Origin of the sequence: Pseudovibrio sp. M1P-2-3 (assembly GCF_031501865.1) — a bacterium.
Taxonomy (GTDB): domain Bacteria; phylum Pseudomonadota; class Alphaproteobacteria; order Rhizobiales; family Stappiaceae; genus Pseudovibrio; species Pseudovibrio corallicola.
In genome coordinates this window covers 429,026-454,081 of record NZ_JARRCW010000001.1, presented here as the reverse complement: position 1 = coordinate 454,081, position 25,056 = coordinate 429,026, and the positions used below count along the sequence as shown (strand labels likewise).

Below are 25,056 nucleotides of genomic sequence, written 5' to 3'. Positions count from 1 at the left end.
GAGGCGGATTGACACACATCAGCCTTCCACGGCTATCCGGTGCTAAAAGCTCCAGCGGAATTTTGCCTGAACAGTTTGGTCCAGTTCACCCTCTTCCACGGCACCTTCATAGGCTAGCTGTAACAGCCCAGCTTGCCCGACTTCTGCTTGCATAGAGGAGGAGAAATTAAATTGATCGTTTGCACCGGTCTGTTGATCCAGCTGGATCAAGGCACCATTCAAGCGTGCGGTTGGGTCTTGTTGCCATACAGAGGTTTGGCGTTGATAGCCAAGGCCAGCGGCGACTTTTACGGGAGCACCGAACACACTGCTTTCATGAGCAAGATTCAAGCCAACGGCTGTTTGCAACTGTGCTTCTGTGTTGGCATTGAATTGAAGAGCTGCCGAACCGCCCTGCTCGCCATATGCGCCCATGTGATGGCCAACCAGCGCGGCCTCAGCATACGAATTGAGCGCCAGTGACCCAACCTCCCATGCGCCGCTCCAACGACCAAAAAACTGCGCCTGACTTAAAGAAGTGTCTCCGGTAAGCTGCTGGCGACTTGCCCCCAGATCCACAGTACGCTGTGCACTTAGGGTTCCTGCACTCACTGCGCCGCCAAAAGTGAAGGAGGTAAGGCCGTGGTCATAGCGCTGATAAGCGCCTACGGTTGCCATTTGGGCTGTAAACTGGGTAAAATCGCTCTCGCTGCTGTGCTGGTCATGACCGGCAAACAAACCGAAGCGTCCTGAGAATGCCTCCTGCTCCAACCCGGCCAGCTGCCCCTCGCTCAGTTCACTGCCAAAGGACGCACTCCACTGGCTTAGCCCTTGCTGTTCGGGCCCCGTTACAGGCAATGCGGCCCGCAGGGAAAACTGTGATTGTGGTAACCGGGAGGTGGCCGAAGACCAATTGCTGGCAGCTAACTGAGACAAGGCCTGACTGGCCTGCTGGCCATTGAGATAGGCAAAACTGGAGACCAACTTTCCATCCAGATTTGAGGAGTTTCCATCTAAAGCTGCATCCATCACGGTGCCCATTTGACGCGCAGCAGACGATTTTGCTAGAGATTTCGCCTTTTGATCATTTCTCTCCAACGTGAGTTTGATGGTCTCTTCTTTGTGCTTGAGGGAGGCCTCCAAAAACTTGGAATTGAAGATCACTTTATCAAAAGAGCCCTTTATATTATCGGCTTCAACAATGGTATATGTTTTCTTCTTTTTATAATCCGTACGCTTGCCAAATGCCGCGACTTTGACCGAGGCGCCTTCATCAATCTTCACAAAGCTACTCACAGACAGCTTGTCTGCTTTAAGCGGCTGCACATCGATATGCAGTTTGCTGTCCTGATAAAAGCGGGCTGTATCCGCTTTTATGGTTCCACGCTCAGCCCCCCAGCCCGGGTCCAGATGCCCATTGGACTTCACATGCAATTTGCTAGCCGTACCGCTACCCTTCAGCCATGCACCTTTGTTGACATTCACCTTGCCTGCCATCGTAGCTTTGCCGAACAGCTTTACAGTACCATCCGTGATGCTGACAGTACCTGTCACCTGCGCATTAGAAGACAGAGTGACACGGCCTTTATCGTACACTTTCATAAAGCCTGTCATCTCCGCATTTGAAGACAGAGTGGCTCTGCCTTCATCGTACACTTTCATAAAGCCTGTCATCCGCGCATTAGAAGACAGAGTGACACGGCCTTTATCGTACACTTTCATAGAGCCTGCCATATCAGCATTCTTACGCAGCTCCACCACTCCACCACTCACATACACATCTCCGTATTTCCGCTTAGTGTTAGAATAGCGGCCATCTACTAGTATTAATGTGCCGCCTCTTACATATGTGGTGATACCCCCACTTATGCTATTATCTATTCGTGTGGAGCCGGAATGGTGGTATATCTTCCCCTCTCCGGTGATACTAGGTAGAGAATAGCTATTACGGGAGGAATGCCCATGTGTAATGATTATTTTACCTTTATCGGCTGGTCCTTTGATATAGATCTCACCTGCACCAATAGCTCCAGCATTTTTCCCGAGCACTAGAGAGCTCTGAGTAGTTCCAGAACTATTCCCAATGATTATATTACCTGTGAGGGCCAGAGCGCCCTTGTTTTTCAGAACCACCTGTCCATCAGATGCTTCGCCAATGTAGATATTCCCAGCAGAAACTTGGGACCCATCCCCATCAACCAACAACAACCCTGAATCACCATCTGAGGCGCCGACAAATATATTGTATCTAGTTCTGCCGTCAGATTTCGCACTGAACTTTGCACCGTCCAAAACCTTCAAGACTCCGCTGGCACCATTTCTGCCAATACGTACGTAATTTTTCGCTTGTAACCACCCGTCTTCACCATGAACAATAAGGCGGCCAGATTCCCCGATCCCGATATTTAGATAAGAATCCACCTCGCTTCCCTCAAACTCCTTTAGGTTGGGGTATTTATTTTTATTCCGCACCTCCCTAGCAAAAGCCTTATCCGAGCTTAGGATAACTTCTGTAGGACCTTCATCGAAGGTCCCGATATCAAGTGCATATGCAGGCGTGGTGGCCAGAATGGTGGAAACGAGAAGGGGGAAAGAGCGTGCTTTATTCATGATGGCTTTCCTCTGATATGGCAGCTACACGCCTAAATCTGCAAAATGAATTTTGGCATATAGTTGCTCACTGGAAGCCATTAACAAGCCGCCATTTCCCTAAGGTCAATAATGACATGCTCTCGAAACCAGGAAATACGGCTGGGAATATGTTGCAGGAAAGTTAAAGCTCGGTCAGCCTGCAGGTGGCAAGGCAGCAACAAAACGCAACTTGCCTCCCTTAGTGCCCGCTCCATTTGATTGACTTCAACCAAATGACAAGAATACGAACAAAATAAGGGTTTAGAGCAAGTCCAGTGAGTGCGAATGAACGCGACATTTACTCAAAGGAAAGAGAGCCTTTCGTTCATAACGGGAAGTATAAAGTAGCTGCCTTCAAAAGTGGTTTTTCTTGATGGCAGGGCATTCTCCACACCCAACATGGAATAGGAATGGGAAAGAAGGGAGAGTTTTGCCTCTACTCTGGCGTTAAGGGTGCAACGTCTAATGCCAAGCTGCATTATTGGAAACCTAGAGGGAAACACTTTCTAACTCAGATGAAATTGGACCGATGGGTTCACGTTTGAAGTGCAACACAGCTAATGTTGTGTTGTTATGTGCCAAGAGTGCCCGCACGCGAAACGGGCACTCTAGCAGTTATTTGAGACCTGTTTTAAAGGTTAGTCATGGGAACACCGGAGATTTGTGCACCAGAGACAAGTTCTTTAGTGAACTCTTGCGCCGCTTTCGCCCATCTCAGTTTCTCCAAAGCCTCGGAAATATTTTCCTGAACAGCTTCAAAAGGCAATGTTTCACCCTCTGCCATGGCGCCAAGATGGATTACATGATAGCCGAAACGGGTCAGCACTGGTTCTGGGGACACTTCGCCAGCTTTCATCACCCGCAGTGCCGCTTCAAATTCAGGAACCGTGTCTCCCGGACCCAGCTGGCCCAAGGACCCGCCACTATCCTTTGAAGAGCAATCGCTTTCCCTTGCTGCAAGTGCTGCAAAGCCGCGTGTATCCTTTCGGGCGGCTTCGAGAATGCTTGACGCACGTAGGAGAGCCTTTTCCTTCTCTTCCTTGCTGCGCGGATCACACGAGCACAGGATATGAGAGGCTTCCCAAAGAACAGGCGTCTTGAAACGCGAAGGATCACGGTTCCATTCTTCCTGAACTTCTTCAAGCGACGGCTTGGCAACATGAACGGCACTTTCAAGAAGACCCCTGATCAAGGCCTCCTCGTCTGTTTCCACTCTGCCTGCCCCAACCTCAACAGGTTCAGCTTTCAAGCCGCGCTTCTTCGCTTCTTGTAAAAGCAAGCTGCGAATGGCAAGGGCTTGAGATGCTTTGCGCCAAGCCAAGTGGGGCTTTCCTTTTGGAGCTTCATGATTTTGGGTTTCAGTTGCAATTGCTGTTCTGGAGATGACTTCCCCGTTTACAACCACATCTGGAGATAACCGTTTATCCATTTTTGTTACTCCGCAGGTTCTCTCAAGGATTTGTTTCCACTTTCAGAAAGGGGAAACTGACGACGAGAGCGGACAATCTGGTATCCGGGCCGGGTCAGGTAGCGAACCGGAGCGGAAAGCATGTGAACCAGACGGGTGAACGGGAAAACCAGAAAGATTGTCAGTCCCAAGAAAATATGCAGTTTGAAGATCCATGAAACATGAGCAATCTGTGCCGCTGCATCACCTTGGAAGGTAAAGATACCCTGAGCCCAAGCCATCAGCAGGGTCATTTCGTGACCATCCAGATGCTGAACAGAAACAAGGATAGTGCAAAGACCAAGGAACAGCTGAACAATCAACAGTGCCAGGATGGCAATATCTGCAAAGCTTGAAGTCTTGCGAATGCGTGGATCAGTCCAGCGGCGGTGGAACAAGATGCAAGCACCAGCCAACGCCATTAATCCGGCAACACCGCCAACAGACACGGCTAGAAGTTGCTTGAGACCATGATCAACGCCCAGCAAATCAATAAGCCAGATTGGGGTCAGCAGACCAAAGAAGTGGCCGAAGAAGATAATCAGTACGCCCACATGGAACAGGATGGACCCGACTTGCAACTGTTTACGGCGCAACAGCTGTGAGGACGACGTTTTCCAAGTAAACGGGTCACGCTCGTAACGAGCAATTGACCCGACAATCAGCACTGAAAGTGCGATATAGGGGTAGATGCCAAAAAGAAACTCGTTCATTTGTGCCTCCGTTATTCAGCCGCAGGGGAAACCTGAGCTGCATGGTTCTTCGGGGGGTCCATTTTCGCTAGCATATCGCGCACTTGCGGGCAGCCTGAATTGGGATCTGGACCAAAGGTGACCTGAGATTCCTCCCAGACCTGATCCAAGGCATCCAGATCACTGGGATCATCATCAGGTTGTCCCAAAAGTTCGGCCACGACTTCTTTATCTGTTGTGACACCGCTCAACTGGACAAGGGCTTTGAAGACCGCAGCATAAGGCGTGTCCCTGCGTTGCAGGCGCTCGCTCAAGGCTTCAAAAATATGCGCAGCATCCGCCAGTGTCTCTTTGACTTCTGTTTCAGGGCGCGTTGCCAGAAACTCAAGAAGAACAGGAAGATGGTCTGGCAATTCGGAGGTTGCAGGGGTAAAGCCTGCTTCCTCATAGGTTTCCACCAGAGAGACCATGGCTCCGCCGCGGTCGCGGCCTTCACCATGCACATGCTCAAACAGGTTCAGCGACAAAGTGCGGGAGCGGTCGAAGAGCATGACAAACTGCTCTTCCAGATCATAGATGTCATTAATGGTCAGGGCATCCACAAGAGGGCGCAGATCCCGCCGTGCAGCCGCTGTCAGCCGGGTGTCGGAGGCGAGAACGCCCCCAATTTCCGGCATGGCAGTTTGAAGCTCACGGGTTGGGTAGCTCAGAACCAGTGAGATGGCTTTAAGGGTTCTATCCATTACGCGGCTCCCTGAGGCATTTTCAAGGCAGCTTTCTTGCCGCCAAACAACGAGCCTTTGCTGATGCCAGATGAACACCCGTTACCGTCTGTGAAACCACAACCGCCCCGTAGTTCATAGGCGTCTTCCACCTGTTCACGGTGAGTTGTTGGAATAACAAACCGGTCTTCATAGTCTGCAAGCGCCATGATTTTATACATATCTTCAATCATATGCGCTTTCAGGCCAACCCGTTCTGCAATGCCCTCATCAATAACACCATCAACGGTTTTCGCCCGCATATAGGCGCGCATGGCAAGCATACGCTCCAACGCCGTTGTAACTGGAGCCTCATCACCAGCAGTCAGCATGTTGGCAAGGTACTTCACAGGAATACGCAGGGACTTTACGTCTGGCATATCGCCATCAACACCGATTTTACCAGCTTGAGCCGCATTCTGGATTGGAGAGAGCGGCGGAATGTACCAAACCATTGGCAGGGTCCGGTATTCCGGATGCAGTGGGAAGGCTACTTTCCACTCCATTGCCATTTTCCAGATTGGGCTTTCTTTCGCGCCTTTGATCCAGTCTTCTGGAATGCCATCGCGGCGTGCGGCGGCGATCACTTCAGGGTCATTTGGATCAAGGAAGACACCCAGCTGAGCATCATAAAGATCAGTTTCCTGCTCTGTGTTCGCAGCTTCCTCAATCTTGTCAGCATCATAAAGCATCACACCAAGGTAGCGGATACGGCCAACACAGGTTTCAGAGCATACTGTCGGGTTGCCGGATTCAATGCGTGGGTAACACAGGGTACATTTTTCTGACTTACCAGTGTTCCAGTTGTAGTAGATCTTTTTATAGGGGCAACCGGATACGCACATACGCCAGCCACGACATTTTTCCTGATCGATCAGAACAATGCCGTCTTCCTCGCGCTTGTAGATAGCGCCGGATGGGCAGCTGGCTGCACACGCTGGGTTGAGGCAGTGCTCGCAAAGGCGGGGAAGATACATCATGAATGTATTTTCGTATTCCCCGTAGATCTCCTTTTGAATGCCTTCGAAGTTGTAGTCCTGACTACGTTTTTCGAATTCACCACCGAGGATTTCTTCCCAGTTTGGTCCTTTTTCGATCTTCTCCATGCGCTCACCGGTTATCTTTGAGCGTGGACGGGCCGTTGGGAAAGCCTTGACCTCTGGGGCTGATTTCAGGTGGTCATAGTCGAAATCAAACGGTTCATAGTAGTCGTCAATTTCAGGCAGGTCGGGGTTGGCGAAAATATTCGCCAAGATCCGCCATTTAGACCCCTGTTTGGGCTGAAGCTTGCCGGAGCGGGTGCGTTCCCACCCGCCGTTCCAGCGCTTCTGGTTTTCCCAATCTGTCGGGTAACCTGTACCGGGTTTGGATTCCACGTTGTTGAACCATGCGTATTCAACACCGTCACGGTTGGTCCAAACGTTTTTACAAGTCACTGAGCAGGTGTGGCAACCGATACACTTATCCAGGTTCAGCACCATGCCTATTTGAGCGCGGACTCTCATTGTGCAGCCTCCCCTTCTTTGGCAGGTTCGTCCAGCCAGTCAATTTTTCGCATTTTCTTAACAACGACGTATTCGTCACGGTTGGAGCCCACGGTGCCATAGTAGTTGAAGCCGTAGCTCAGCTGAGCGTAACCACCAATCATATGCGTGGGTTTCAAGGTTGCACGGGTTACGGAGTTATGAATGCCGCCGCGCAGGCCGGTTTTTTCCGAGCCCGGTGTATTCACGATTTTTTCCTGAGCGTGATACATGAACAGCGTTCCGTCCTTCATGCGCTGGCTCACCACCGCACGGGCTGTCAAAGCACCGTTGCTATTGAAGACTTCGACCCAGTCGTTATCGACAATACCGGCTTTCTTCGCATCAACTTCCGACATCCAAACCACAGGTCCACCCCTGTTCAGGGTCAACATAAGCAAGTTATCGGAATAGGTTGAGTGAATACCCCATTTCTGGTGCGGTGTGATGAAGTTCAGCACCACATGTGGTTCGCCGTTTTCTGCCTCAGGGCTCACATCCGAGTTAATGGTTTTTAGGTCAACCGGTGGACGATATTGGCAGAAGCCTTCACCAAACGCCCGCATCCAAAGGTGATCTTGATAGAGCTGTTGACGGCCTGTCAGTGTGCGCCACGGGATCAACTCATGAACGTTGGTATAACCGGCGTTGTAACAAACCTTCTCGCTCTCGATACCTGACCATGTTGGTGAGGAGATGATCTTGCGAGGCTGAGCCGCTATGTCAGCAAAACGAATTTTTTCGTCTTCTTTAGGCTCTGCCAAGTGCTTGTGATCACGCCCGGTAGCCTGACCCAATTGGTCCCATGCCTTGACAGCAACTTCACCGTTGGTTTCCGGTGCAAGCATCAAGATAACTTCAGTGGCATCAATGTCGCTAACAATCTTCGGCAGACCTTTAGCAGGACCCTCACGCCATTCGCCATTGAGTTCGCGCAGATGCTGAACTTCGGTTTTGGTATCCCAAGCGATACCCTTACCGCCGTTGCCCACTTTGTCCATGAGAGGCCCAAGGGCAACAAAACGATCATAAATCGCGGTATAGTCACGCTCCACCGGAATATAGTTCGGTGCAGTTTTACCGGGGATCAGGTCACATTCGCCTTTCTTCCAGTCCTTCACATCTGGCTGCGCGATTTCTGCAGCCGTATCATGAAGAATAGGCAGGGCAACAACATCGGTCTCTTTACCCAGAACCTCAGGAGCAACTTCTTGGAACTTCTTGGCAATAGACTTGAAGATTTCCCAGTCAGACTTGGATTCATAGGCCGGATCAACCGCCGCCTGCAGCGGATGGATGAAAGGATGCATATCACTGGTGTTGAGATCGTTTTTCTCATACCAGCTAGCGGTTGGCAGTACGATATCCGAGTAAACAGCTGTTGTACTCATACGGAAATCAATGGTGACCAGAAGATCCAGTTTGCCTCTAGGAGCTTCGGCGAACCATTTTGCTTCCTTCGGCTTTTGTCTGCCTTCCTCTCCAAGATCCTTACCCAATACACCATGATCGGTGCCAAGAAGGTGCTTGAGGAAGTATTCATGGCCCTTACCGGAGGAACCAAGCAGGTTTGAACGCCAGATGAAGAGGTTGCGAGGCCAGTTCTCTGGCGCATCAGGGTCTTCGCAGGACATTTGCAGCTCGCCGGATTTCAGCTTGTCAGCCACATAGTCTTTAACTTCAACACCAGCTTCCTTGGCAGCCCGGCCAACTTCCAGCGGGTTGGTTTTCAGCTGGGGAGCGGATGGCAACCAGCCCATGCGTTCGGCTTGAATGTTATAGTCAATGATGCTGTTGGCAAACTCACCCTTTGGCGCTGTTGGAGATAGGATCTCGTCAGCTGTCAGGGTCTCATAACGCCACTGATCCGTATGCGCGTACCATGCGGACGTCGCGTTCATATGACGCGGTGGGCGTGCCCAGTCCAGAGCAAAGGCAAGCGGCTGCCAACCAGTTTGCGGGCGCAGTTTTTCCTGTCCCACATAGTGGCTCCAACCACCGCCCGATTGACCAACACAACCACACATGACCAGCATGTTGATGATACCACGGTAGTTCATATCCATGTGGTACCAGTGGTTCAGACCGGCTCCGAGGATAACCATGGACTTACCGTTGGTTTTTTCGGCATTGCGAGCAAACTCGCGTGCAACAGTGGTAATTTTTTCCGCTGAAACACCAGTGATCTTTTCCGCCCACTTAGGAGTATACGGAATATCTTCATCGAACTTGGTTGCTGTCCAGTCACCGCCAAGACCACGATCAAGACTATAGTTGGCGCAGTACAAGTCGAATACGGTCGCAACCAGAGCTTCACCTTCAGGAGTCGCAACTTTTTTGACAGGAATATTACGGGTCAGAATGTTCGGGTGTTCACACTTTACAAAGTGCTCGGTTGCATCGCCGCCGAAGTACGGGAAGTCAACGCCAACGACATCGTCATGATCTTCTTCAAGGATCAAAGAGGTCTTGAGAGCGACGTCTTCACCACTTGCCCGTTCTTCAAGGTTCCATTCACCTTTTTCACCCCAGCGATAGCCAACCGACCCATTTGGAGACACAAGCTTGTTGCTCTTGCCATCAATGGCAACGGTTTTCCAATCCGGGTTATTTTCTTCACCCAGTTTACCGTCCAGATCATCAGCACGTAAGAACTTGCCCGGGATCAGTCTACCGTCTTTTTCTTCCAGTTTAACCAGCATCGGGAAGTCGGAGTATTTGCGAACATACTCATCAAAATACGGTGCCTGACGATCCAGATGGAACTCACGCAAGATCACATGACCCATCGCCATTGCAAGCGCACTATCTGTACCCTGCTTGGGGTTGAGCCAGATATCACCGAACTTTGAGGCTTCAGAGTAGTCTGGGCAAATAACAGCAGACTTGGTGCCGCGATAACGTGCTTCAGTATAGAAGTGCGCATCCGGTGTACGGGTCTGCGGAACGTTGGACCCCCAAATCAGAAGGAAGCCTGCATTATACCAGTCAGCAGATTCTGGAACGTCTGTCTGCTCACCCCAAATCTGCGGGGAAGCCGGTGGCAAATCGCAATACCAATCGTAGAATGACATACATGTGCCGCCGAGCAGGCTCAAATAGCGTGAACCGGCTGCGTAGCTGACCATAGACATGGCTGGAATTGGCGAGAAGCCAAAGATCCGGTCAGGGCCATATGTCTTCGCTGTATAGGCATTGGAAGCTGCAATAATTTCCGTAGATTCTTCCCAAGTCGCACGGACAAAACCACCCTTACCACGGGTTTTGACATAGGATGCACGAAGAATTGGATCTTCCTGCAGCGCTTTCCATGCCTCTACCGGGCTCAGGTTTTTGCGCATTCTGCGCCACGCCTTGAGCAGCTTGCCGCGAATGAGAGGGTTCTTCACGCGGTTTGCAGAATAAAGATACCAACTGTAACTGGCACCACGGGCACAGCCACGCGGCTCGTGGTTTGGCAGGTCAGGACGCGTGCGCGGGTAATCGGTCTGCTGGGTTTCCCAAGTGACGATCCCGGACTTCACGTAGATTTTCCAGCTACAAGACCCGGTGCAGTTCACACCGTGGGTCGAGCGGACAACCTTATCATGACGCCAGCGGTTCCTGTAGGTATCCTCCCAGTCACGGCTTTCACGGGTCACTTGACCATGGCCGTCAGAGAACTTCTCTAGTTCTTTGGACTGAAGAAAGTTCAGCCTGTCGAGCAAATGGCTCATATTTGTCTCCTATTGGCGAGACGTGCGCTGGTCATGTCCAGCGCACGATAACATCGATGGCTCAGCAAGGAACCGGCGCATTTTTACGGCTGTAGAAGAACCAAGTAATTGCAACGCACACTGCGTAGAAAGCTACGAACGCCCAGAAAGCTGCGTGCGGTGTTCCAGTCATATCGATTGCAGTTCCGTAACCTTTTGGAATGAAGAAGGCACCGTAAGCTGCGATTGCACTTGTGAAGGCGATGATCGCTGCACTTTCTCTTTCGGACTGCTTGAGCATGGCGTCTTTATCCAGATGAGGCATCAAACGAGGCACTTCCTGACGCATGATGGATGGGATCATCTGGAACGTAGAGGCATTGCCTACACCTGTCAGGAAGAACAGTGCCATGAAGCCAGCGAAGAAGGCCCCGAAGTGTCCTTCCCAGTCGCCATCAGGCAAAGCTTCGTGCACGACAACAACAATAAGGATTTTGGCGATGAATACCCAGAAGGTAACTCGGCCACCACCAAACTTATCAGAAATCCAGCCTGTACCGGCGCGGCTCAAAGCCCCTACAAGCGGGCCAAGAAACGCATAGGCAAATACGTTTACATCGGGGAACTGGGTTTTGATCAAAAGAGGGAAACCGGCTGCGTAGCCGATGAAGCTGCCGAAGGTACCTGTATAAAGGATACACATAAGCCAGTTGTGTTTACGCTTAAAGATAACAGCCTGATCTGCAAAACTTGCTTTGGCTGAAGCAATGTCATTCATGCCGAACCAAGCGGCGATAGCGGACAGAGCAATAAATGGTACCCAGATAAATCCAGCATTCTGGATCCAGAGGTTGCTTCCATCTTTCAGAGTTTGAGCATCGCCACCTATAGCACCGAACACACCTGCTGTGATCACCATCGGAACCACAAACTGCATGACGGATACGCCGAGGTTACCAAGACCTGCGTTCAGGGCAAGTGCGTTACCTTTGGTCTTCTTTGGGTAAAAGTACGCAATATTTGCCATGGAGGACGCGAAGTTACCGCCACCAAATCCACACATAAGCGCCAGCAGGAGGAATACGAAATAGGAGGTATTGGGGTCTTGAACCGCAAAGCCTATGCCCAGTGCAGGAAGGAGCAAAGACGCAGTGGAAATGGCTGTCCATTTACGGCCACCAAAAATCGGAACCATAAAGCTGTAGAAGATGCGCAGTGTAGCACCGGAAAGGCCTGGGAGCGCCGCCAACCAGAAAAGCTGGCCTGTTGTGTAGTTGAACCCGATTGCAGGGAGTTTAGCAACAACCACTGACCAGACCATCCATACGCAGAACGCCAAGAGAAGCGCCGGAATGGAGATCCAGAGGTTTTTGGTTGCAATAGCTTGACCTTTTTCTTTCCAGAATGAGGGGTCTTCGGGACGCCAGTCGGTCAAGGTATGACCGTTTTTTTCCTGTTGTTGGCTAGCTGTCGCCATTGATTTCTCCAGTACAGGTAGATGAGTGAGGAGGCTGAACACTCAGCCCCCTAATATTCGCAGGTTAAACAGGCTGTGTTTGAGCAGCGGATTTTGCTCTACCTGCTTGGGAGCCAGGCTGCTCCAGTGGTGCTTCAGGAACATCTGAAAGATATTTTTCATCTGCCAACAGTGGGTGGCGAGCACGTTCCATACGGCGGATTGCGATGTGCATCCAAATGGTGGAAACGGCCACGATTACGAACAGAAGCATGAAGGGGGCAGTCCAAACGCCTGTCAGGTCCAAAAGAACTCCGAAAGAAATGGGTAGGAAGAAGCCACCCAAACCGCCGATCATGCCAACAAGACCACCAACGGATCCAACATGATGCGGATAATAAACCGGAATATGTTTAAAGACGGCAGCTTTTCCGAGGCTCATTACGAATCCAAGAATTACGGTTAGCGCAACGAAAACTCCGACAGACAAAGCAAAGCTGAACTGAATTTCTTCTGTGATACCGGAAACAATATAACTTGTTTCAGGGTAACTCATGATGAACAGAACAATGAGAGAGACGACAAACGTCAGGTACATAACAAAGCGGGCACCCCATTTGTCTGACATCCAACCGCCGAGTGCCCTGAAGATGGAACCGGGAAGAGAATAAAGACCGGCAAACACACCTGCTGTTGTCAACTCAAGGCCATAAGCTCCCACATAATAGCGGGGCAGGAAGGAAGCCAGAGCCACAAAGGCACCAAACACGAAGAAGTAATAGGTTGCAAAGCGCCAAACCTGAATATCTTTAAGAGGTTCCAGCTGGGCACCAGCAGAAACGTGTCCTTTACCAGTGCGCTTGCGCTCTAACTGCACCGGGTCTGTTTTTGAAAAGAGGAAAAACAAAACTGCAGCTACGACCAACACAACGGCGTAGACACGGGCTGTGCCTTCCCATCCAAGTGCAACAACAAGGAAAGGAGCTGCAAAGTTGGTGACTGCCGCCCCAACGTTACCTGCACCAAAAATTCCGAGTGCAGTGCCTTGGTGTTCTTTTTCAAACCATCGAGACGTATAGGCTACGCCAACAATAAAGGATCCGCCAGCCAAGCCCAAACCAAGAGCAGCGACTAGAAACACCCCATAAGATTCAACGGAGGTTAGCAGCCATACAGCAACCGCTGTAATTAACATTTGCAGCGGGAACATCACCCGCCCACCAAACTGCTCTGTCCAGACACCCAAGAAGATGCGGCTGACGGAGCCAGTCAAAATTGGCGTGGCAACCAGAAGGCCGAACTGGGTATCGGACAGTCCCAAATCTTCCTTAATCTGAACACCAATAATGGAAAAAATTGTCCAAACGGCAAAACAAACAGTGAATGCAAAAGTGCTAAGTCCCAAGGCTCGGTATTGATCCGAACGTGAAACGTCGGCGAGTGTATGCATAGCGGCTCCTCCAGGCATTTTAACTCACGGGTCGCGATTTATCGCTTGAAACAAGCATTTATGTGAATAGGATTGAAAAGATTTGATTTGGATCAGATAAAGGTAATTTCTATAAGTAAATAAATATCTTACATAAATTTGTCACTTGATTGATTTAGCGTAGACAAGCTCTTGACATCATTAAATCAAATATACACTTGACAAATATCAATTCAAATCATATGCAAAAAATAAAGTTCTTTAGGGTGAAACTCAGATGCGGTCCATTGATATACCTGGCGTTCGAGCGCTCCCTCTTTTTCAGGATATGAGCGAGGAAAATTTCCAGCGTCTCATGCGGGGCTGCTATGTGCAGACATTTCCACCCCAAGTGGACCTGATTACGGAAGGGGACCCCTGTGACTTTCTACACATTGTTGTAGAGGGTAGTGTCGAACTTTTCGCTGCCTGGAATGGCCGCGAGACAACCATGGCAACAGTTCACCCGGTTACATCCTTTATTCTGGCTGCAACCATAAAAGACGCCGCTTATTTGATGTCAGCGCGAACACTCGAGAAGTCACGATTAATCCTCTTACCTTCAAACGACGTTCGCGATATTTTTGATGAAGACCACGCTTTTGCGCGGGCAGTTGTTGCAGAACTAGCAAAATGCTACCGAACAGTGGTCAAGGACACCAAGAACCTCAAGCTCAGAAGTTCCATTGAGCGCTTGGCAAACTATCTTTTGCGGCTGCAGATAAAAAACAATGGGTCGAAAGAATTTGAGCTTCAGATCGAAAAGCGCCGCCTCGCCTCATATCTGGGTATGACGCCGGAGAACCTCTCAAGAGCAATTAAAGCCCTTCAGCCCTACAGTGTGACTATAGATGGCCCACGGGTGTGCATTGCAGACCGGGATGACCTAGCAACACTCGCCAAGCCCACTCCCCTTATTGATACACCAAGTCAGTAATATAAGAGCTGGCCCACGAACGAACTTCGTAGGCCATTTTATTGAGGGTATGGGAAGCTCAGAGAAGTTGCTTCGAGGCCCTAGGCCTCCTTGGCTGAATGGGCAGATGCTACAGTGTCTTTGTGTGCAGCAACATCGGTCTGCCGCAGCCCGGTGATCGTAATCCATCCCGCAGAGAGCATTGCAAAGTATCCCATCAGTTCCAGAGTTTCTTCCCAAACGAGGCTCGAGTCTATTGGCAGCCACTTCTTTTCAAAAATATCGCCGCCCACAACGAAGGCCAGTGAAACCAGACACCACCTAAATGTCGGGGAAGCCATAAAGCGAAGCGCCCGCCTGAAATAAAGACGAGGCCTCTTCAGCCAAACAAGGCCAATGCCCCCCAAAAAGGGCAGGCACAGCAGCACTGTCATAAGTTTGAGACCGTTTACAGTGTCGGCTCCCGCTCCATAAATTCTCAAGAAGGACGTTTCCCGAGCTGCAACCACGAGGCTGAGCACCGCAAAGAAAACCGCAAAAGTATAATGTACCGGTTCCGATCGCCGTTCATCACGTTTACTTAATAATGCAAGATTGGCCCAGATCAGCGTACTTCCCGCCATTACAAGAACCTGTGCCATCTCAAAAGGGCCATTTTCGGCAAAAAAAGTCTCCATAGGATAGATGGAGAAAACAATTCCCAAGGCAAAAAGTGCAAGGGAACAAACCACGCCAGTTTTATTATTCATTATTGGACCTATTTTATTCAGGTCCAATAACAGCCAGTCCCCTACCTAAAGGACACTTCGAGGCAGGTTGATTGCTGCAAATTACAAGACAGGCTTTAACTTTGACAAGGAAAGTTCAGAGACCTAGAAATTGGACCAGTGTTAATTATAGGTAATTTTTTATGTTTAGTAAAATTAGTCTGTAGAAATCTGAGTAAATTTTACCCGATTTTCACCGGCAAGACCAAGTCAATCAGCCCAAAGTCCGAAAAACTAAAAAAACAAAAGCATTTTATCAGGAGATGCTTGACGACTTACACAACAACCAACCTACACCTTTTGATAGTTCTTTCAAATAGTTTGCATCCTGCGCCAAACCATATTGGAAACCCCTCACTCTGATGGGAGTGAACCAAAGACTCTTTTGGCAATTAACCGCCAAGAGGCCCCTCGCAGAACATTTTTTTGAAGAAGAGTTAAGGGTGCGATTCGTGAAATTTGCCACATTTAAGCCAAAATCAGCGGCTCATGTTTTACAATTAACAGTTTTAAATCATTCTAAACTAGGGAGAATTTATTGTTGAGTGCTGGAGCCATGTTTTTCTATTGACGCAGGGCATCATTGTCGTCATAAATTATGTTATGCGCTTGACACAACAAACAAACTACGCCGTTCGCACACTCATGTACTGTGCTGCTAACCCTGACAAACCAAGTAAGGTTGCTGAGATTGCAGCCTCGTTTTCTATGTCTGAAACCCACCTTTTCAAAATTATGAAGGTGCTGGTTGATGCTGGGCTGATGAAAACCATACGAGGCCGAAACGGCGGCATCGTTCTTCCACGGCCTCCCAGTCAGATCACTGTAGGAGAAGTGGTAAGAGCTACAGAGGAAGCCTTTTTGCTTGCAGAGTGCTTTGATAGCTCTCGTCAAGACTGTCCTCTCGTCAACCACTGCGGGTTTAACAGTGTGCTTCACCGCGCTCTCAATGCCTTTCTGGAGGTATTGGACGGGTGTACCATTGCAGAACTGGCGGAAAACAGAAACAGTATTCGCCACCTTCTGCAAATTGAAGGAGGAGGAGAACTTCAAGCGCCCCCGCCTCCTCTCAAATCTGAAGCCTCAGTCTCTTCACAGCTTTAGTACAATACACAAGACCAGATCAGCCCGAATTTCAGGGCTGATTTATATATAACCTAGCGAATCCTAAAGGTTATGGGTACCCTCATAGGTATAACCTTACTCTTAATTTCAGCAGGAAACTTCGGAAACGGGGCGGCTCTCTTCACAGCTAGCAAGGCCGCTTGATCCAGTATATCTTTACCACTGCTTTGAGACAGGCGGAGACCTGTTATTGATCCATCACGATGAACTTTAAAAGACACCCGAGTAACGCCTTCAATTTTTCTACGCTTAGCCTTCCGAGGATAACTTCTTTCAGCCGCACGCTGCACTCGGCGCTTGGCCTTACCTAAATAGTTATCTTGGCTGGCATTCCCAACGCCCTGCCCGCCAGCATCACGCCCCCCAACGACTTTTTTGACAGTAGAGTTCCCTCTCTTGTTATTTACAGCCGCTGTCCCTTTTTTCTGGGCAGGCTTACTTTCCTTTTTGGTCGTCTTCTTTATCGGCCGCGCAGGCGCGGGTTTGGGGACATTTGCTACCAAAGACGGCTGATCAGGTTTTTCTTTCTCTTTGACCTGCTCTTGCTTCTTTGGCTCCACCTGCTCAGGCTTTACCTCTTTTACAGGTTCGCGCTTAACCTCTTCCCGCTTTACTTCTTTGAGCTGTTTTGGCTCTGTTTCCTTGGCGACGACTTGAACAGGTGTTGCAAGAACTTCTGTAATACCCTCACCAAGAGGTTCAACTGAAGCCACATCAACAGGCAAGACCTCCACTGGAGGTTCCACAGGCGGCGTCTCAGTATGCTCAAGAGCTGTGACCTCCTGAGGTTCAGTGTTTTCAACTTCCTTAACCTCCCTCACCTCTTCAACTGGTTCGGGAATAGTTTCCTCAATTTCCTCCTCAGCGCCCGCCACCAGATCTTCCAAAGACCCGACCACAGCAAGGGAAGCACCGCTTGAGGAGGACATTTGTACATCTGGCACTTCATCCGCAAACAGGCTGAATCCGGAGACATGCAGGCCTACCGACACAAGAATAGCGACTGGCAGTCCTTTTTTTGCAAGATGCGACACAGGGCTACCCATTGCCCTGCCCCTTAATGGTGATGAGTGAAATATGATTGACACCAAGCTTTTTCAATTGGCCAAGCAGGCGTGTTAGCGACTTAGCATTCAAAGACTTATCCGCGACCAACATTAATGGGGCCTCTTTTGAATATGGGCCCGTATCCGCAATGTCTGGCAGAGAGATCTCCGCCCCCTCCATTGTCATAGCACCCTCAGCATCCACTATGAGGGCACCAGCAATCAGCTCGCGTTCAGCTTCTTCCGCAACTTCAGCGGGGTTGATATCTTTGGCACTGTCCCGATCAATCGTCCCTGCAAACAGGAAGAAGATCAGCATCAGGAACACCACATTTATAAGCGGAATAGTATTTTCGAAAGGCCGCTTTTCCTTTTTGAGTGTTAAACGCATTGATCTGTAATTTTTATCTTCACAACTCTTAAAAGAATAAGCGCCTCAAAACAGGCAGGATTATTGCCCAACCAAGGTTGCATTCAGTTGCAGGGCTTTAAGCCTTTCCAGAACCAGAACAACATCTTGGACATTGGCATCTGTTCGAGGCATGACAGCAATTGAGCGCTCTTTATCCAAATCCGCCAGTCTCTGTTCAAGAAGAGAAAATTCCATAGGCTGACCACCAATATCGAGTTTGCCCTCTGCCCCGACGCGAATGAGAACAGGAGATTGCTTTATATCCCCGCGCCCGCTGGTTCCACTCGTAATATCCAAACGCTGGTACACAGAGAATGTGGAGGCCAGCATGAAGAACATGAGCAAAAGGAAAATGACATCAATGAGTGACGTCAGTCCCGGAGCTCTTCTTTTTCGAGCTCTTGCTTCAAGACGCATCTCTAACAATCCCAAGTCCGGCAAATCCGTCCTCTACCGAAAGGGGGAGGCTATGAGCGTTTGGCAGGTCCGTTACTGAGCCGGTAAACAGGGCTGTGATCAATTCCTCCATTGACGCCTGTTCCCGTTCAATTTTGCCTTCAAAAATGCTGAGGATGACTGTTGTTGGAATAGCGACAGCAAGGCCAACGGCTGTTGTGAGAAGCGCCACCCAGATACCACCGGCCAACGCGGATGGGTCAACTTGTGAACCAGCAGCCGCCATTGCCTGAAAGGCTTCGATCATACCAAGAACCGTGCCGAACAAACCTAGCAGTGGAGCGATTTGGGAGATAAGGTCCAGCCCGCGCAAATAAGAGCGAAGCTCGAACAGCTTGGCCATGCAAACGCGCTCCACGTCTTCACGAACGCGCTTCTCATCTACGTTTTCCCGCATCAAGCCGCGCATACCGTGGGACAGGCAAACGGCGAGAATGGAGCCTTTTTCAGCAGCGCTCTCGCATGCTTCCCTTTTACGGCCAGACTGCCACAGGTACAAAGTAACCTGAGCTTCCTTTTGGCGGCCCACACCCATTGCATAAAATTGCCAGAACTTTGACAGGGCAATTGCAACAGCAATAACACTCAAGCCCAAGAGCAAAGCAACCACACTGCCCCCGCTTTCGAGCAGGCTTTTCAACGGGGCAAGTGAGTTAAATCCAGAAAGGAAATTTGTAAAAGAAATCATTATCAGCTCACTCTCAAAGTGTCAGATCAATATTGGCAAGGGAGGACGTGGTTAAAGCATCCAGACAAATATTCTGATTTAGGCCATCACCATCACAGCTGCGCACATCGTTGACCAACAAACTGGAGATATTCGTGCAGTCTTGACCTGAAAGGTCATACTGGCGCACTCTCGTTTTTCCAGCAGGAAGGCGTCCGGCTTTCACAGTCAGAAAATCAAAAACACCGCCAGAGCGATCAAAAATCACGAGATCGACACCCAGCTGTTCAATGGTTTGTGACAGTCCGTTCTGCATCACAAGGCTGACACGGCAACTTTGGCCTTGAGATACAGCTTTGTTCAGCTGAAGACTTATTTCACCACCGGATGAAGCGTTCTCTGCCAAGGCAGAGTTTTGAAAACAAAATAGTGCCGCTACCAACCCAAGAGCGACGCTTCTAAATCTGGTCATATCCTAGCCTAACCAAGCAAATGCTTCTGAAAGTCATTCGCAATAAGAGCGCACGCTCGGCTGGCTGGCCACAGGGAGAGGGCGTAGCTGGCTTGCTGAACGTATGAAACCTGTCCCTCGTGCTCGATGTGACGCGAACCACCAACTTTGCACGAACAGGCATTGCATTTCTAATAAAACATGAGTATGCAAGTCAAGAATAAATAGCCAGCCTGCGACAATTTATATCGTTGGGCAAGCCAGATCAGGATGGAACTGCATGACGATGGAGCGGCCCCTTGCCCACCAAAACTTCAAGCTCGCAAAGCTCTGAGTTTACAAAGAAAACTCTAGACAGTGTAACCTTGTTCAATGGAGACAAGGAGGTTCAGATCAGCCACAATGATGAAACCTACAAGCTAACGATTACAAAGCTTGGCAAGCTGATTCTTACGAAATAACTCTTTAAAAAATATTTGTATAATACGTTCACAAAAAAGCCCGCAATGCGTCTGAAGCACTACGGGCTTTTGTTTTTCTATAACTGGCTCAGTAAACCGTTAAAGCAGTGAGACGTGTTATTGAAACAGTTCACTGCTTTAACCTATTGTTTAGGCACGTATCTTTAACCGAAAACCGATATCCACTTTTCGGCGGTACGCGTTAGTTCTGCGCGGAGATCGCGTCAAAGGAATCACCGCTGACTTTAAACAGAGCGTAAGATCCTGGAACGTCTCCAGCTCCATCAAAGTTCAAGTCACCAGAGGCGCCTTTATAGTCAATTTCTTTTCCAGCAGAAATCAGCTCAGCTGCCTTTTTCCATTCGCCCGGAAGAATTGGTTCCCCTTGGCCGTTTGACACCTCGATAATTGCGTCCGCAACTTTTGATTTGTCACCACCAGCTTTTTCCAATGCCAGCGCCATTATGAAACCAGCGTCGTAAGACGTTGTTACGAAAATCGCGTCTGGATCGCCACCGGCCCCTTTGAAGGCTTCATTAAAAATGGACAGGCCGTCAGATTTAGAACCCACAGGAGAAGATGCGGTGAAGGTTTCGAGGTTTTCTGCCCCAAGTTCACGAATCAGAGCATCGGACTTCATGCCATCTCCGCCAACAAAGTTGGAAAAGAAGCCGTTTTCCAATGCTTGACGAAGCATGGTCAGACCAGTTCCATCGCCGTAATCGAAAATTACCAGTGTGTCGGCACCTTCGCGAGCCAACGCTGCAAGGTTGGAACGATAGGAAGCTTTGCCTTCCTCGTGCGCGGCAAAGCCTGCAACCTGCCCGCCTTTTGCTTCAAACTCCTGCTTGAAAGCTTGTGCAAGACCGGAGCCATAGTCGTTGTTCAGGTAGGCAATCGCTACCTTGTTTCTTCCCTGTTCCAGCATGGTACGTGCCAGATAGCGGCCTTGGTCCACATCGGAAGGAACCGTTCTGAAAACAAGGCCGTTATCATCAAGACCTGTAATTTCCGGAGAAGTCCCCGACGGGGTAAGCATGGCAACACCTGCAGGCACACTAACGGAGTTGGCAACAGCCAGAACAGCACCGGAACAGTGCGGGCCAATTAGACCGGAGACCTGCTCCACATTGACGAGCTTGGTTGCAGAATCTACCCCGTTTTGTGGATTACACCCACTATCACCCAAAACAGCGACGAGTTTTTGGCCACCCAGAATGCCACCCTGCTCGTTCACCTGAGCAATGGCAAGGTTTGCAGCATCCAACATAGGGGGCGCCATTGCCGCAATAGGCCCTGAAACGCCGCCCAGAAGACCAACTTTAACTTCATCAGCCGCAACGCTTCCGGCCGAAAGAATGGTGGCACTTAGCAAACTTGCCGTTACCGCGAATTGCTTCAGTTTCATTATCTACCTCCAGCTTATATTCGGACACGCAACCGGAAGCGGTCTACGTTCCCCTCGTTTGTGAAAGGGATGCATTTTCAGTATTATTATTCTGCATCTTCTTATTCTTATTGGAATTTACGTACAGCTTTTCAGGCAATATCCCCTCAGGCCTGAAGCGCAGCACCAATTGCAACAGCAAGCCAATAACGAATACACGCATGTATTTGGCTTTGATTGCATATTCTGCGGGCAACTGGTCTGTGACCATTTCTGAAAAAGACCAGATGATCCAAACGACAGCCACACCCAAAATGGCTCCGCGGTTATTTCCTGCTCCCCCGAGGATCAGCATGATCCATATGAGGAAAGTGGCAATCATGGGATCAATGGCTTCTGGCGTTACAGAGCGATTGAAATGCACAAACAAAGCGCCACCAAGGCCCATAATCGCCGAGCCAAAGATAAAGGCCTCAAGGCGGCGGGCCTCGATATTTTTGCCCATAGCAGCGGCTGCATCTTCATTATCCCGAATACCGCGCATCATCCGGCCCCAAGGGGCTTTAATCTGGCGTTCGACACAAAAGTAGACAAGAGCCAGCACGACCAGAACCAGTGCCAGAAAGGCCAACTGGGACTGAAAGTAGGGCAAGTCTCCAAAGGGGCGAGGAATTTTGCTAACACCGCGCGCACCACCTGTCAGCCAGCCTTCAGACTTGATGACGAGCCTGATAATTTCAGCTATTCCAATGGTCGCGATAGCAAGGTAATCCGAACGAAAACGCAGACAAATCTTGCCGATGGGCCATGCGATGAGAGCCGACGCCACCATTGCCGCCGCCCATCCAGCAACGATTGGCAGGCCAAAGCCTCCAATGCGCCCGATAACCTCTGGAGAGGTAACAATTGCAGATGTGTAGGCGCCCACGGCAAAGAAACCTGCAATACCAGCATTAAACAGGCCCGTGTATCCCCATTGAACATTGAGCCCTATGGCAAGAATGGAATAAATTCCGATGAAGATCGCCATGTAAACGGCATAGTTTGCCAATCCAAAAAGTTCCATGACGTCCCCCTAAAGCACTTTGCCGCGTAACAACCCGGTTGGCCGTACAATCAGAATGATCAATAGAATGGCAAAGGCCATCGCCGCTTTGTATTCACTTGGAATGACCAGTACGGACAGCTCTTCGGCTATTCCAACAATCAAGCCTCCAAGAACAGCCCCTTCAATGCGTCCAACACCGCCAAGAATGGCCGCAGCGAACATTGGCAGCAGCATAGACCACCCCATCATGGCTTTTAGTTCCGTATTAATTCCAAGGAAAAAACCTGAGGCGGCGCAAAGTAGCCCCACAATTACCCAAGTAAGAACTGTAACCCGGCGGATATCTATGCCCGAAAGCTGGGCAAGCTCCGGATTATCGGAGATCGCACGCATGGCCTTGCCCCACTTGGAGGTTTGCAAAAACGTCCAAAGCACGCCCACAATGCCGACCATCGCCAAAATGGTGTAAAGTTCCCTGTCGCGAAGGCGAATGCCCCAGAATACATCCGGACGCACAATTCCGCGCGTATAGGTTTGTGTATCGACACCCCAGACAACCTGCACAACTGCGCGCAGCATTAGCGCGATACCAAGCGACGCCATAACCGTGACGATTTTGGGTCTTTGACGTAAATGCTCGTAGAACACCCGATCAATTCCAACCGCCAGCAAGGCACTTATAAGCATAGCAATGGGCAGCGCCGCCCACGGGCTTATACCAAAACCTGCGACCAGACCCAAAGCTGCGAATGCACCGAATGTTGCAAGATCTCCGTGGGCCAGATGGGCATAGCGCAGGATTGCAAACACCAGCGTAATTCCAACAGCTCCAAGAGCGTAGATAGATCCCAGAACGATCCCCGGAACCAGATAGAAGTTAATTAATTCAAGAAGTGTCATTCGCTTATCCGCCCAAGAACATTTCTGCGACCTCTTGGTCCGCTAAAAGTGCCTCGCCGGTTCCCTCATGGCGGTTTGAACCGCTTGCCAGCACATAACCTCTGTCGGCAAATGCAAGCGCCTGTTTGGCGTGCTGCTCTACCAGCAAAATGGAGACCCCTGTGTCACGTACATCCCGTGTGATTTGGAAAATCTGCTCCATATATCTAGGGGAAAGCCCCGCAGTAGGCTCATCAAGCAAAAGCAGCTTCGGGTCCAGCATCAAAGCCCGCCCCATGGCCACCATTTGCCTCTGCCCGCCGGACAGGTTTCCAGCCAATGTTGCGCTGCGCTCCTTTAAATCTGGAAATAGGGAATAAACGCGGTCGAACGCTGCAGAAAGATCCCCTTTACGCAGGAACGCGCCCATTTCCAGATTTTCCCGAATGGTCATTTCTTTGAAAATATTATCCACCTGAGGAACATAGCTCACTCCGTTTTGGACAATCTTGTTGGGAGACCAACCCGCCATATCGGTTCCCTCAACGACAATAGCGCCGCTTCGCACATTCAACAGCCCGAATACCGCCTTCATGGCCGTAGATTTACCAGCGCCGTTTGGCCCGACAATAACCACGATTTCCTTATGGTCTACGTGAAGATCTATGCCATGCAGGATATTTGCATCCCCATACCCAGCCACCACGTTTTCCATGGAAAGAACTCGCCGGTTTGAGGTGGACGCCTTACCCTGTCTCTCTGTTTTTGTAAGCATTATAGCGCCTCCGCCTGGGCAACTTCTCCCAAATAGGCTTCTAGAACTCTCGGGTCCGAGCGTACCGTCTGGAAATCTCCCTCAATCAAAGGTGTACCCTCGGCCATACAGATAACCGGATCACAGAGCTTCTCGATCATCTCCATGTCATGCTCGATAAGCATGAAAGTGTAACCGCGCTCCTTATTGAGAATTTGTATTTTCTCTTCCAACTTGCGCAGCAAAGTACGGTTCACACCGGCAGCCGGTTCATCAAGCAATACAAGCCGCGCATCGGTCATCATGGTTCGGCCCAGCTCCAAAAGCTTTTTCTGACCACCCGATAGATTACCGGCCAATTCATCCGCAACATGTGTGAGTTCCAAGAACTCCAGTGTATCCCAAGCTTTCCGTCTGGTTTCTTCCTCCTGCCTCAAGACCGAAGAATGGCGCAGCCAGTTGGAAAACAGGCTTTCTCCTAGTTGCGCCGGCGGCACAAGCATCAAGTTCTCCATGACACTTAAACGATGAAACTCATGGGGAATTTGAAAGGTTCTCACCAAGCCAAGGTGAAACCGCTGATCGGTCGTTAACTGGGTAATGTCTTTATTTTGAAAATAAATCTTCCCCCCTGTTGGCTTGAACGCACCGGCAATCAGATTGAAGAGAGTCGTCTTCCCGGCACCATTAGGCCCTACCAAGCCTGTTATGGTGCCCTGCTCTACCGAAAACGAACAATCGTGAAGCGCTCGAAACCCTCCAAAAGTTACTGTCAGCCCATCGAGCCTAAGCATTATATCCCCCCAAAAGTCACAGAATGTCACTTTTATTGCTTGTTATTATAAACCTACCCAATGAATTAGCAGGTTATATCATTAACTTTCCTTCATCTGCCCTACAATCGAATAGAGGCTGCAATCAATTGGAATTTCGCGTTTCACTCGATTTTTTATGATTTTGAACAAATTATCCTCAAAATTTAGAGGAATTTGGAAACAATATTTCAAATTACACTCATTAGTCGCGCAAATTAGC

The 25,056-nt window shown here is 49.8% G+C and carries 23 protein-coding genes; 3 read left to right on the top strand and 20 right to left on the bottom strand.

The window, feature by feature from the left end; all coding sequences use genetic code 11:
* Nucleotides 1-42 precede the first annotated feature (42 nt).
* From P6574_RS02220 to P6574_RS02180, 9 genes are all read right to left on the bottom strand, one after another.
* Nucleotides 43-2,589, bottom strand: coding sequence for an autotransporter outer membrane beta-barrel domain-containing protein (locus P6574_RS02220; protein WP_310618764.1), 2,547 nt, complete (start codon nucleotides 2,587-2,589; stop codon nucleotides 43-45).
* A gap of 323 nt (nucleotides 2,590-2,912) precedes the next feature.
* A complete protein-coding gene (locus P6574_RS02215) occupies nucleotides 2,913-3,089 on the bottom strand; it encodes a hypothetical protein (RefSeq protein WP_310618763.1) in 177 nt (58 codons plus the stop codon).
* Between the two features lie 152 nt (nucleotides 3,090-3,241).
* Complete coding sequence (locus P6574_RS02210) at nucleotides 3,242-4,039, bottom strand: peptidylprolyl isomerase (protein WP_310618762.1); 798 nt, start codon at nucleotides 4,037-4,039, stop codon at nucleotides 3,242-3,244.
* Between the two features lie 5 nt (nucleotides 4,040-4,044).
* On the bottom strand, nucleotides 4,045-4,770 hold the full coding sequence (gene narI / locus P6574_RS02205) for a respiratory nitrate reductase subunit gamma (RefSeq protein ID WP_310618761.1): 726 nt from the start codon (nucleotides 4,768-4,770) through the stop codon (nucleotides 4,045-4,047).
* Nucleotides 4,771-4,781: 11 nt separating this feature from the next.
* Complete coding sequence (gene narJ / locus P6574_RS02200) at nucleotides 4,782-5,492, bottom strand: nitrate reductase molybdenum cofactor assembly chaperone (RefSeq protein ID WP_310618760.1); 711 nt, start codon at nucleotides 5,490-5,492, stop codon at nucleotides 4,782-4,784.
* Complete coding sequence (gene narH, locus P6574_RS02195) at nucleotides 5,492-7,015, bottom strand: nitrate reductase subunit beta (protein WP_310618759.1); 1,524 nt, start codon at nucleotides 7,013-7,015, stop codon at nucleotides 5,492-5,494. The genes narJ and narH overlap by 1 nt, the downstream gene beginning before the upstream one ends.
* Entirely contained in the window at nucleotides 7,012-10,749 is a 3,738-nt protein-coding gene (locus P6574_RS02190; RefSeq protein ID WP_310618758.1) for a nitrate reductase subunit alpha, read from the bottom strand. Before P6574_RS02190 ends, narH begins: the two co-directional genes overlap by 4 nt.
* 61 nt (nucleotides 10,750-10,810) lie before the next feature.
* Nucleotides 10,811-12,205 (bottom strand): NarK family nitrate/nitrite MFS transporter, encoded by a 1,395-nt coding sequence (locus P6574_RS02185; RefSeq protein ID WP_405048069.1) that lies wholly within the window; start codon nucleotides 12,203-12,205, stop codon nucleotides 10,811-10,813.
* Between the two features lie 64 nt (nucleotides 12,206-12,269).
* Complete coding sequence (locus P6574_RS02180) at nucleotides 12,270-13,634, bottom strand: MFS transporter (protein ID WP_405048068.1); 1,365 nt, start codon at nucleotides 13,632-13,634, stop codon at nucleotides 12,270-12,272.
* A 256-nt stretch (nucleotides 13,635-13,890) separates the two neighbouring features.
* On the opposite strand from P6574_RS02180, the gene P6574_RS02175 reads away from it, so the two are divergent.
* Nucleotides 13,891-14,589 (top strand): cyclic nucleotide-binding domain-containing protein, encoded by a 699-nt coding sequence (locus P6574_RS02175; protein ID WP_310618757.1) that lies wholly within the window; start codon nucleotides 13,891-13,893, stop codon nucleotides 14,587-14,589.
* Nucleotides 14,590-14,669: 80 nt separating this feature from the next.
* On the opposite strand, the gene P6574_RS02170 is transcribed toward P6574_RS02175, so the two are convergent.
* Nucleotides 14,670-15,317, bottom strand: a complete 648-nt coding sequence (locus tag P6574_RS02170; RefSeq protein WP_310618756.1) for a hypothetical protein — start codon at nucleotides 15,315-15,317, stop codon at nucleotides 14,670-14,672.
* Between the two features lie 621 nt (nucleotides 15,318-15,938).
* Here P6574_RS02170 and rirA point away from each other — a divergent pair.
* A complete protein-coding gene (gene rirA, locus P6574_RS02165; RefSeq protein ID WP_310622087.1) occupies nucleotides 15,939-16,439 on the top strand; it encodes an iron-responsive transcriptional regulator RirA in 501 nt (166 codons plus the stop codon).
* A gap of 53 nt (nucleotides 16,440-16,492) precedes the next feature.
* Here rirA and P6574_RS02160 read toward each other — a convergent pair whose 3' ends face one another.
* The 5 genes from P6574_RS02160 to P6574_RS02140 are packed head-to-tail and all read right to left on the bottom strand — an operon-like array spanning nucleotide 16,493 to nucleotide 19,513.
* Nucleotides 16,493-17,506 (bottom strand): energy transducer TonB, encoded by a 1,014-nt coding sequence (locus tag P6574_RS02160; protein WP_310618755.1) that lies wholly within the window; start codon nucleotides 17,504-17,506, stop codon nucleotides 16,493-16,495.
* Nucleotides 17,499-17,897: an ExbD/TolR family protein gene (locus P6574_RS02155; RefSeq protein ID WP_310618754.1), complete on the bottom strand. Its 399-nt coding sequence runs from the start codon at nucleotides 17,895-17,897 to the stop codon at nucleotides 17,499-17,501. Before P6574_RS02155 ends, P6574_RS02160 begins: the two co-directional genes overlap by 8 nt.
* 60 nt (nucleotides 17,898-17,957) lie before the next feature.
* Complete coding sequence (locus P6574_RS02150) at nucleotides 17,958-18,335, bottom strand: ExbD/TolR family protein (protein ID WP_310618753.1); 378 nt, start codon at nucleotides 18,333-18,335, stop codon at nucleotides 17,958-17,960.
* Entirely contained in the window at nucleotides 18,325-19,062 is a 738-nt protein-coding gene (locus tag P6574_RS02145; protein WP_310618752.1) for a MotA/TolQ/ExbB proton channel family protein, read from the bottom strand. The genes P6574_RS02150 and P6574_RS02145 overlap by 11 nt, the downstream gene beginning before the upstream one ends.
* Before the next feature lie 13 nt (nucleotides 19,063-19,075).
* Nucleotides 19,076-19,513 (bottom strand): hypothetical protein, encoded by a 438-nt coding sequence (locus tag P6574_RS02140; protein ID WP_310618751.1) that lies wholly within the window; start codon nucleotides 19,511-19,513, stop codon nucleotides 19,076-19,078.
* A 278-nt stretch (nucleotides 19,514-19,791) separates the two neighbouring features.
* Between P6574_RS02140 and hemP the strand changes: the two genes are divergently transcribed.
* Nucleotides 19,792-19,953 (top strand): hemin uptake protein HemP, encoded by a 162-nt coding sequence (gene hemP, locus P6574_RS02135; RefSeq protein ID WP_310618750.1) that lies wholly within the window; start codon nucleotides 19,792-19,794, stop codon nucleotides 19,951-19,953.
* Between the two features lie 202 nt (nucleotides 19,954-20,155).
* Here hemP and P6574_RS02130 read toward each other — a convergent pair whose 3' ends face one another.
* From P6574_RS02130 to P6574_RS02110, 5 genes are read right to left on the bottom strand one after another with little or no spacing between them, the layout of a single operon-like run.
* Nucleotides 20,156-21,361 carry an ABC transporter substrate-binding protein gene (locus tag P6574_RS02130; RefSeq protein WP_310618749.1) on the bottom strand — a complete coding sequence of 402 codons (1,206 nt, stop codon included), beginning with the start codon at nucleotides 21,359-21,361 and terminating at the stop codon, nucleotides 20,156-20,158.
* A gap of 43 nt (nucleotides 21,362-21,404) precedes the next feature.
* Nucleotides 21,405-22,406, bottom strand: coding sequence for a branched-chain amino acid ABC transporter permease (locus tag P6574_RS02125; RefSeq protein WP_310618748.1), 1,002 nt, complete (start codon nucleotides 22,404-22,406; stop codon nucleotides 21,405-21,407).
* Nucleotides 22,407-22,415: 9 nt separating this feature from the next.
* Complete coding sequence (locus P6574_RS02120; RefSeq protein WP_310618747.1) at nucleotides 22,416-23,288, bottom strand: branched-chain amino acid ABC transporter permease; 873 nt, start codon at nucleotides 23,286-23,288, stop codon at nucleotides 22,416-22,418.
* Between the two features lie 4 nt (nucleotides 23,289-23,292).
* Nucleotides 23,293-23,982, bottom strand: a complete 690-nt coding sequence (locus P6574_RS02115) for an ABC transporter ATP-binding protein (RefSeq protein WP_405048126.1) — start codon at nucleotides 23,980-23,982, stop codon at nucleotides 23,293-23,295.
* A gap of 59 nt (nucleotides 23,983-24,041) precedes the next feature.
* On the bottom strand, nucleotides 24,042-24,815 hold the full coding sequence (locus P6574_RS02110) for an ABC transporter ATP-binding protein (RefSeq protein WP_310618745.1): 774 nt from the start codon (nucleotides 24,813-24,815) through the stop codon (nucleotides 24,042-24,044).
* Between the last annotated feature and the right edge of the window lie 241 nt (nucleotides 24,816-25,056).

Coding starts and splice junctions, on each gene's coding strand:
- P6574_RS02130 (WP_310618749.1), bottom strand. CDS start 21,361: ATGAAACTGAAGCAATTCGCGGTAACGGCAAGTTTGCTAAGTGCCACC.
- P6574_RS02150 (WP_310618753.1), bottom strand. CDS start 18,335: ATGCGTCTTGAAGCAAGAGCTCGAAAAAGAAGAGCTCCGGGACTGACG.
- P6574_RS02145 (WP_310618752.1), bottom strand. CDS start 19,062: ATGATTTCTTTTACAAATTTCCTTTCTGGATTTAACTCACTTGCCCCG.
- P6574_RS02185 (WP_405048069.1), bottom strand. CDS start 12,205: ATGGCGACAGCTAGCCAACAACAGGAAAAAAACGGTCATACCTTGACC.
- P6574_RS02155 (WP_310618754.1), bottom strand. CDS start 17,897: ATGCGTTTAACACTCAAAAAGGAAAAGCGGCCTTTCGAAAATACTATT.
- narH (WP_310618759.1), bottom strand. CDS start 7,015: ATGAGAGTCCGCGCTCAAATAGGCATGGTGCTGAACCTGGATAAGTGT.
- P6574_RS02175 (WP_310618757.1), top strand. CDS start 13,891: ATGCGGTCCATTGATATACCTGGCGTTCGAGCGCTCCCTCTTTTTCAG.
- P6574_RS02160 (WP_310618755.1), bottom strand. CDS start 17,506: ATGGGTAGCCCTGTGTCGCATCTTGCAAAAAAAGGACTGCCAGTCGCT.
- P6574_RS02220 (WP_310618764.1), bottom strand. CDS start 2,589: ATGAATAAAGCACGCTCTTTCCCCCTTCTCGTTTCCACCATTCTGGCC.
- P6574_RS02190 (WP_310618758.1), bottom strand. CDS start 10,749: ATGAGCCATTTGCTCGACAGGCTGAACTTTCTTCAGTCCAAAGAACTA.
- P6574_RS02215 (WP_310618763.1), bottom strand. CDS start 3,089: ATGCAGCTTGGCATTAGACGTTGCACCCTTAACGCCAGAGTAGAGGCA.
- P6574_RS02125 (WP_310618748.1), bottom strand. CDS start 22,406: ATGGAACTTTTTGGATTGGCAAACTATGCCGTTTACATGGCGATCTTC.
- P6574_RS02110 (WP_310618745.1), bottom strand. CDS start 24,815: ATGCTTAGGCTCGATGGGCTGACAGTAACTTTTGGAGGGTTTCGAGCG.
- P6574_RS02120 (WP_310618747.1), bottom strand. CDS start 23,288: ATGACACTTCTTGAATTAATTAACTTCTATCTGGTTCCGGGGATCGTT.
- rirA (WP_310622087.1), top strand. CDS start 15,939: ATGCGCTTGACACAACAAACAAACTACGCCGTTCGCACACTCATGTAC.
- P6574_RS02170 (WP_310618756.1), bottom strand. CDS start 15,317: ATGAATAATAAAACTGGCGTGGTTTGTTCCCTTGCACTTTTTGCCTTG.
- P6574_RS02140 (WP_310618751.1), bottom strand. CDS start 19,513: ATGACCAGATTTAGAAGCGTCGCTCTTGGGTTGGTAGCGGCACTATTT.
- P6574_RS02115 (WP_405048126.1), bottom strand. CDS start 23,982: ATGGAAAACGTGGTGGCTGGGTATGGGGATGCAAATATCCTGCATGGC.
- P6574_RS02210 (WP_310618762.1), bottom strand. CDS start 4,039: ATGGATAAACGGTTATCTCCAGATGTGGTTGTAAACGGGGAAGTCATC.
- P6574_RS02180 (WP_405048068.1), bottom strand. CDS start 13,634: ATGCATACACTCGCCGACGTTTCACGTTCGGATCAATACCGAGCCTTG.
- narJ (WP_310618760.1), bottom strand. CDS start 5,492: ATGGATAGAACCCTTAAAGCCATCTCACTGGTTCTGAGCTACCCAACC.
- narI (WP_310618761.1), bottom strand. CDS start 4,770: ATGAACGAGTTTCTTTTTGGCATCTACCCCTATATCGCACTTTCAGTG.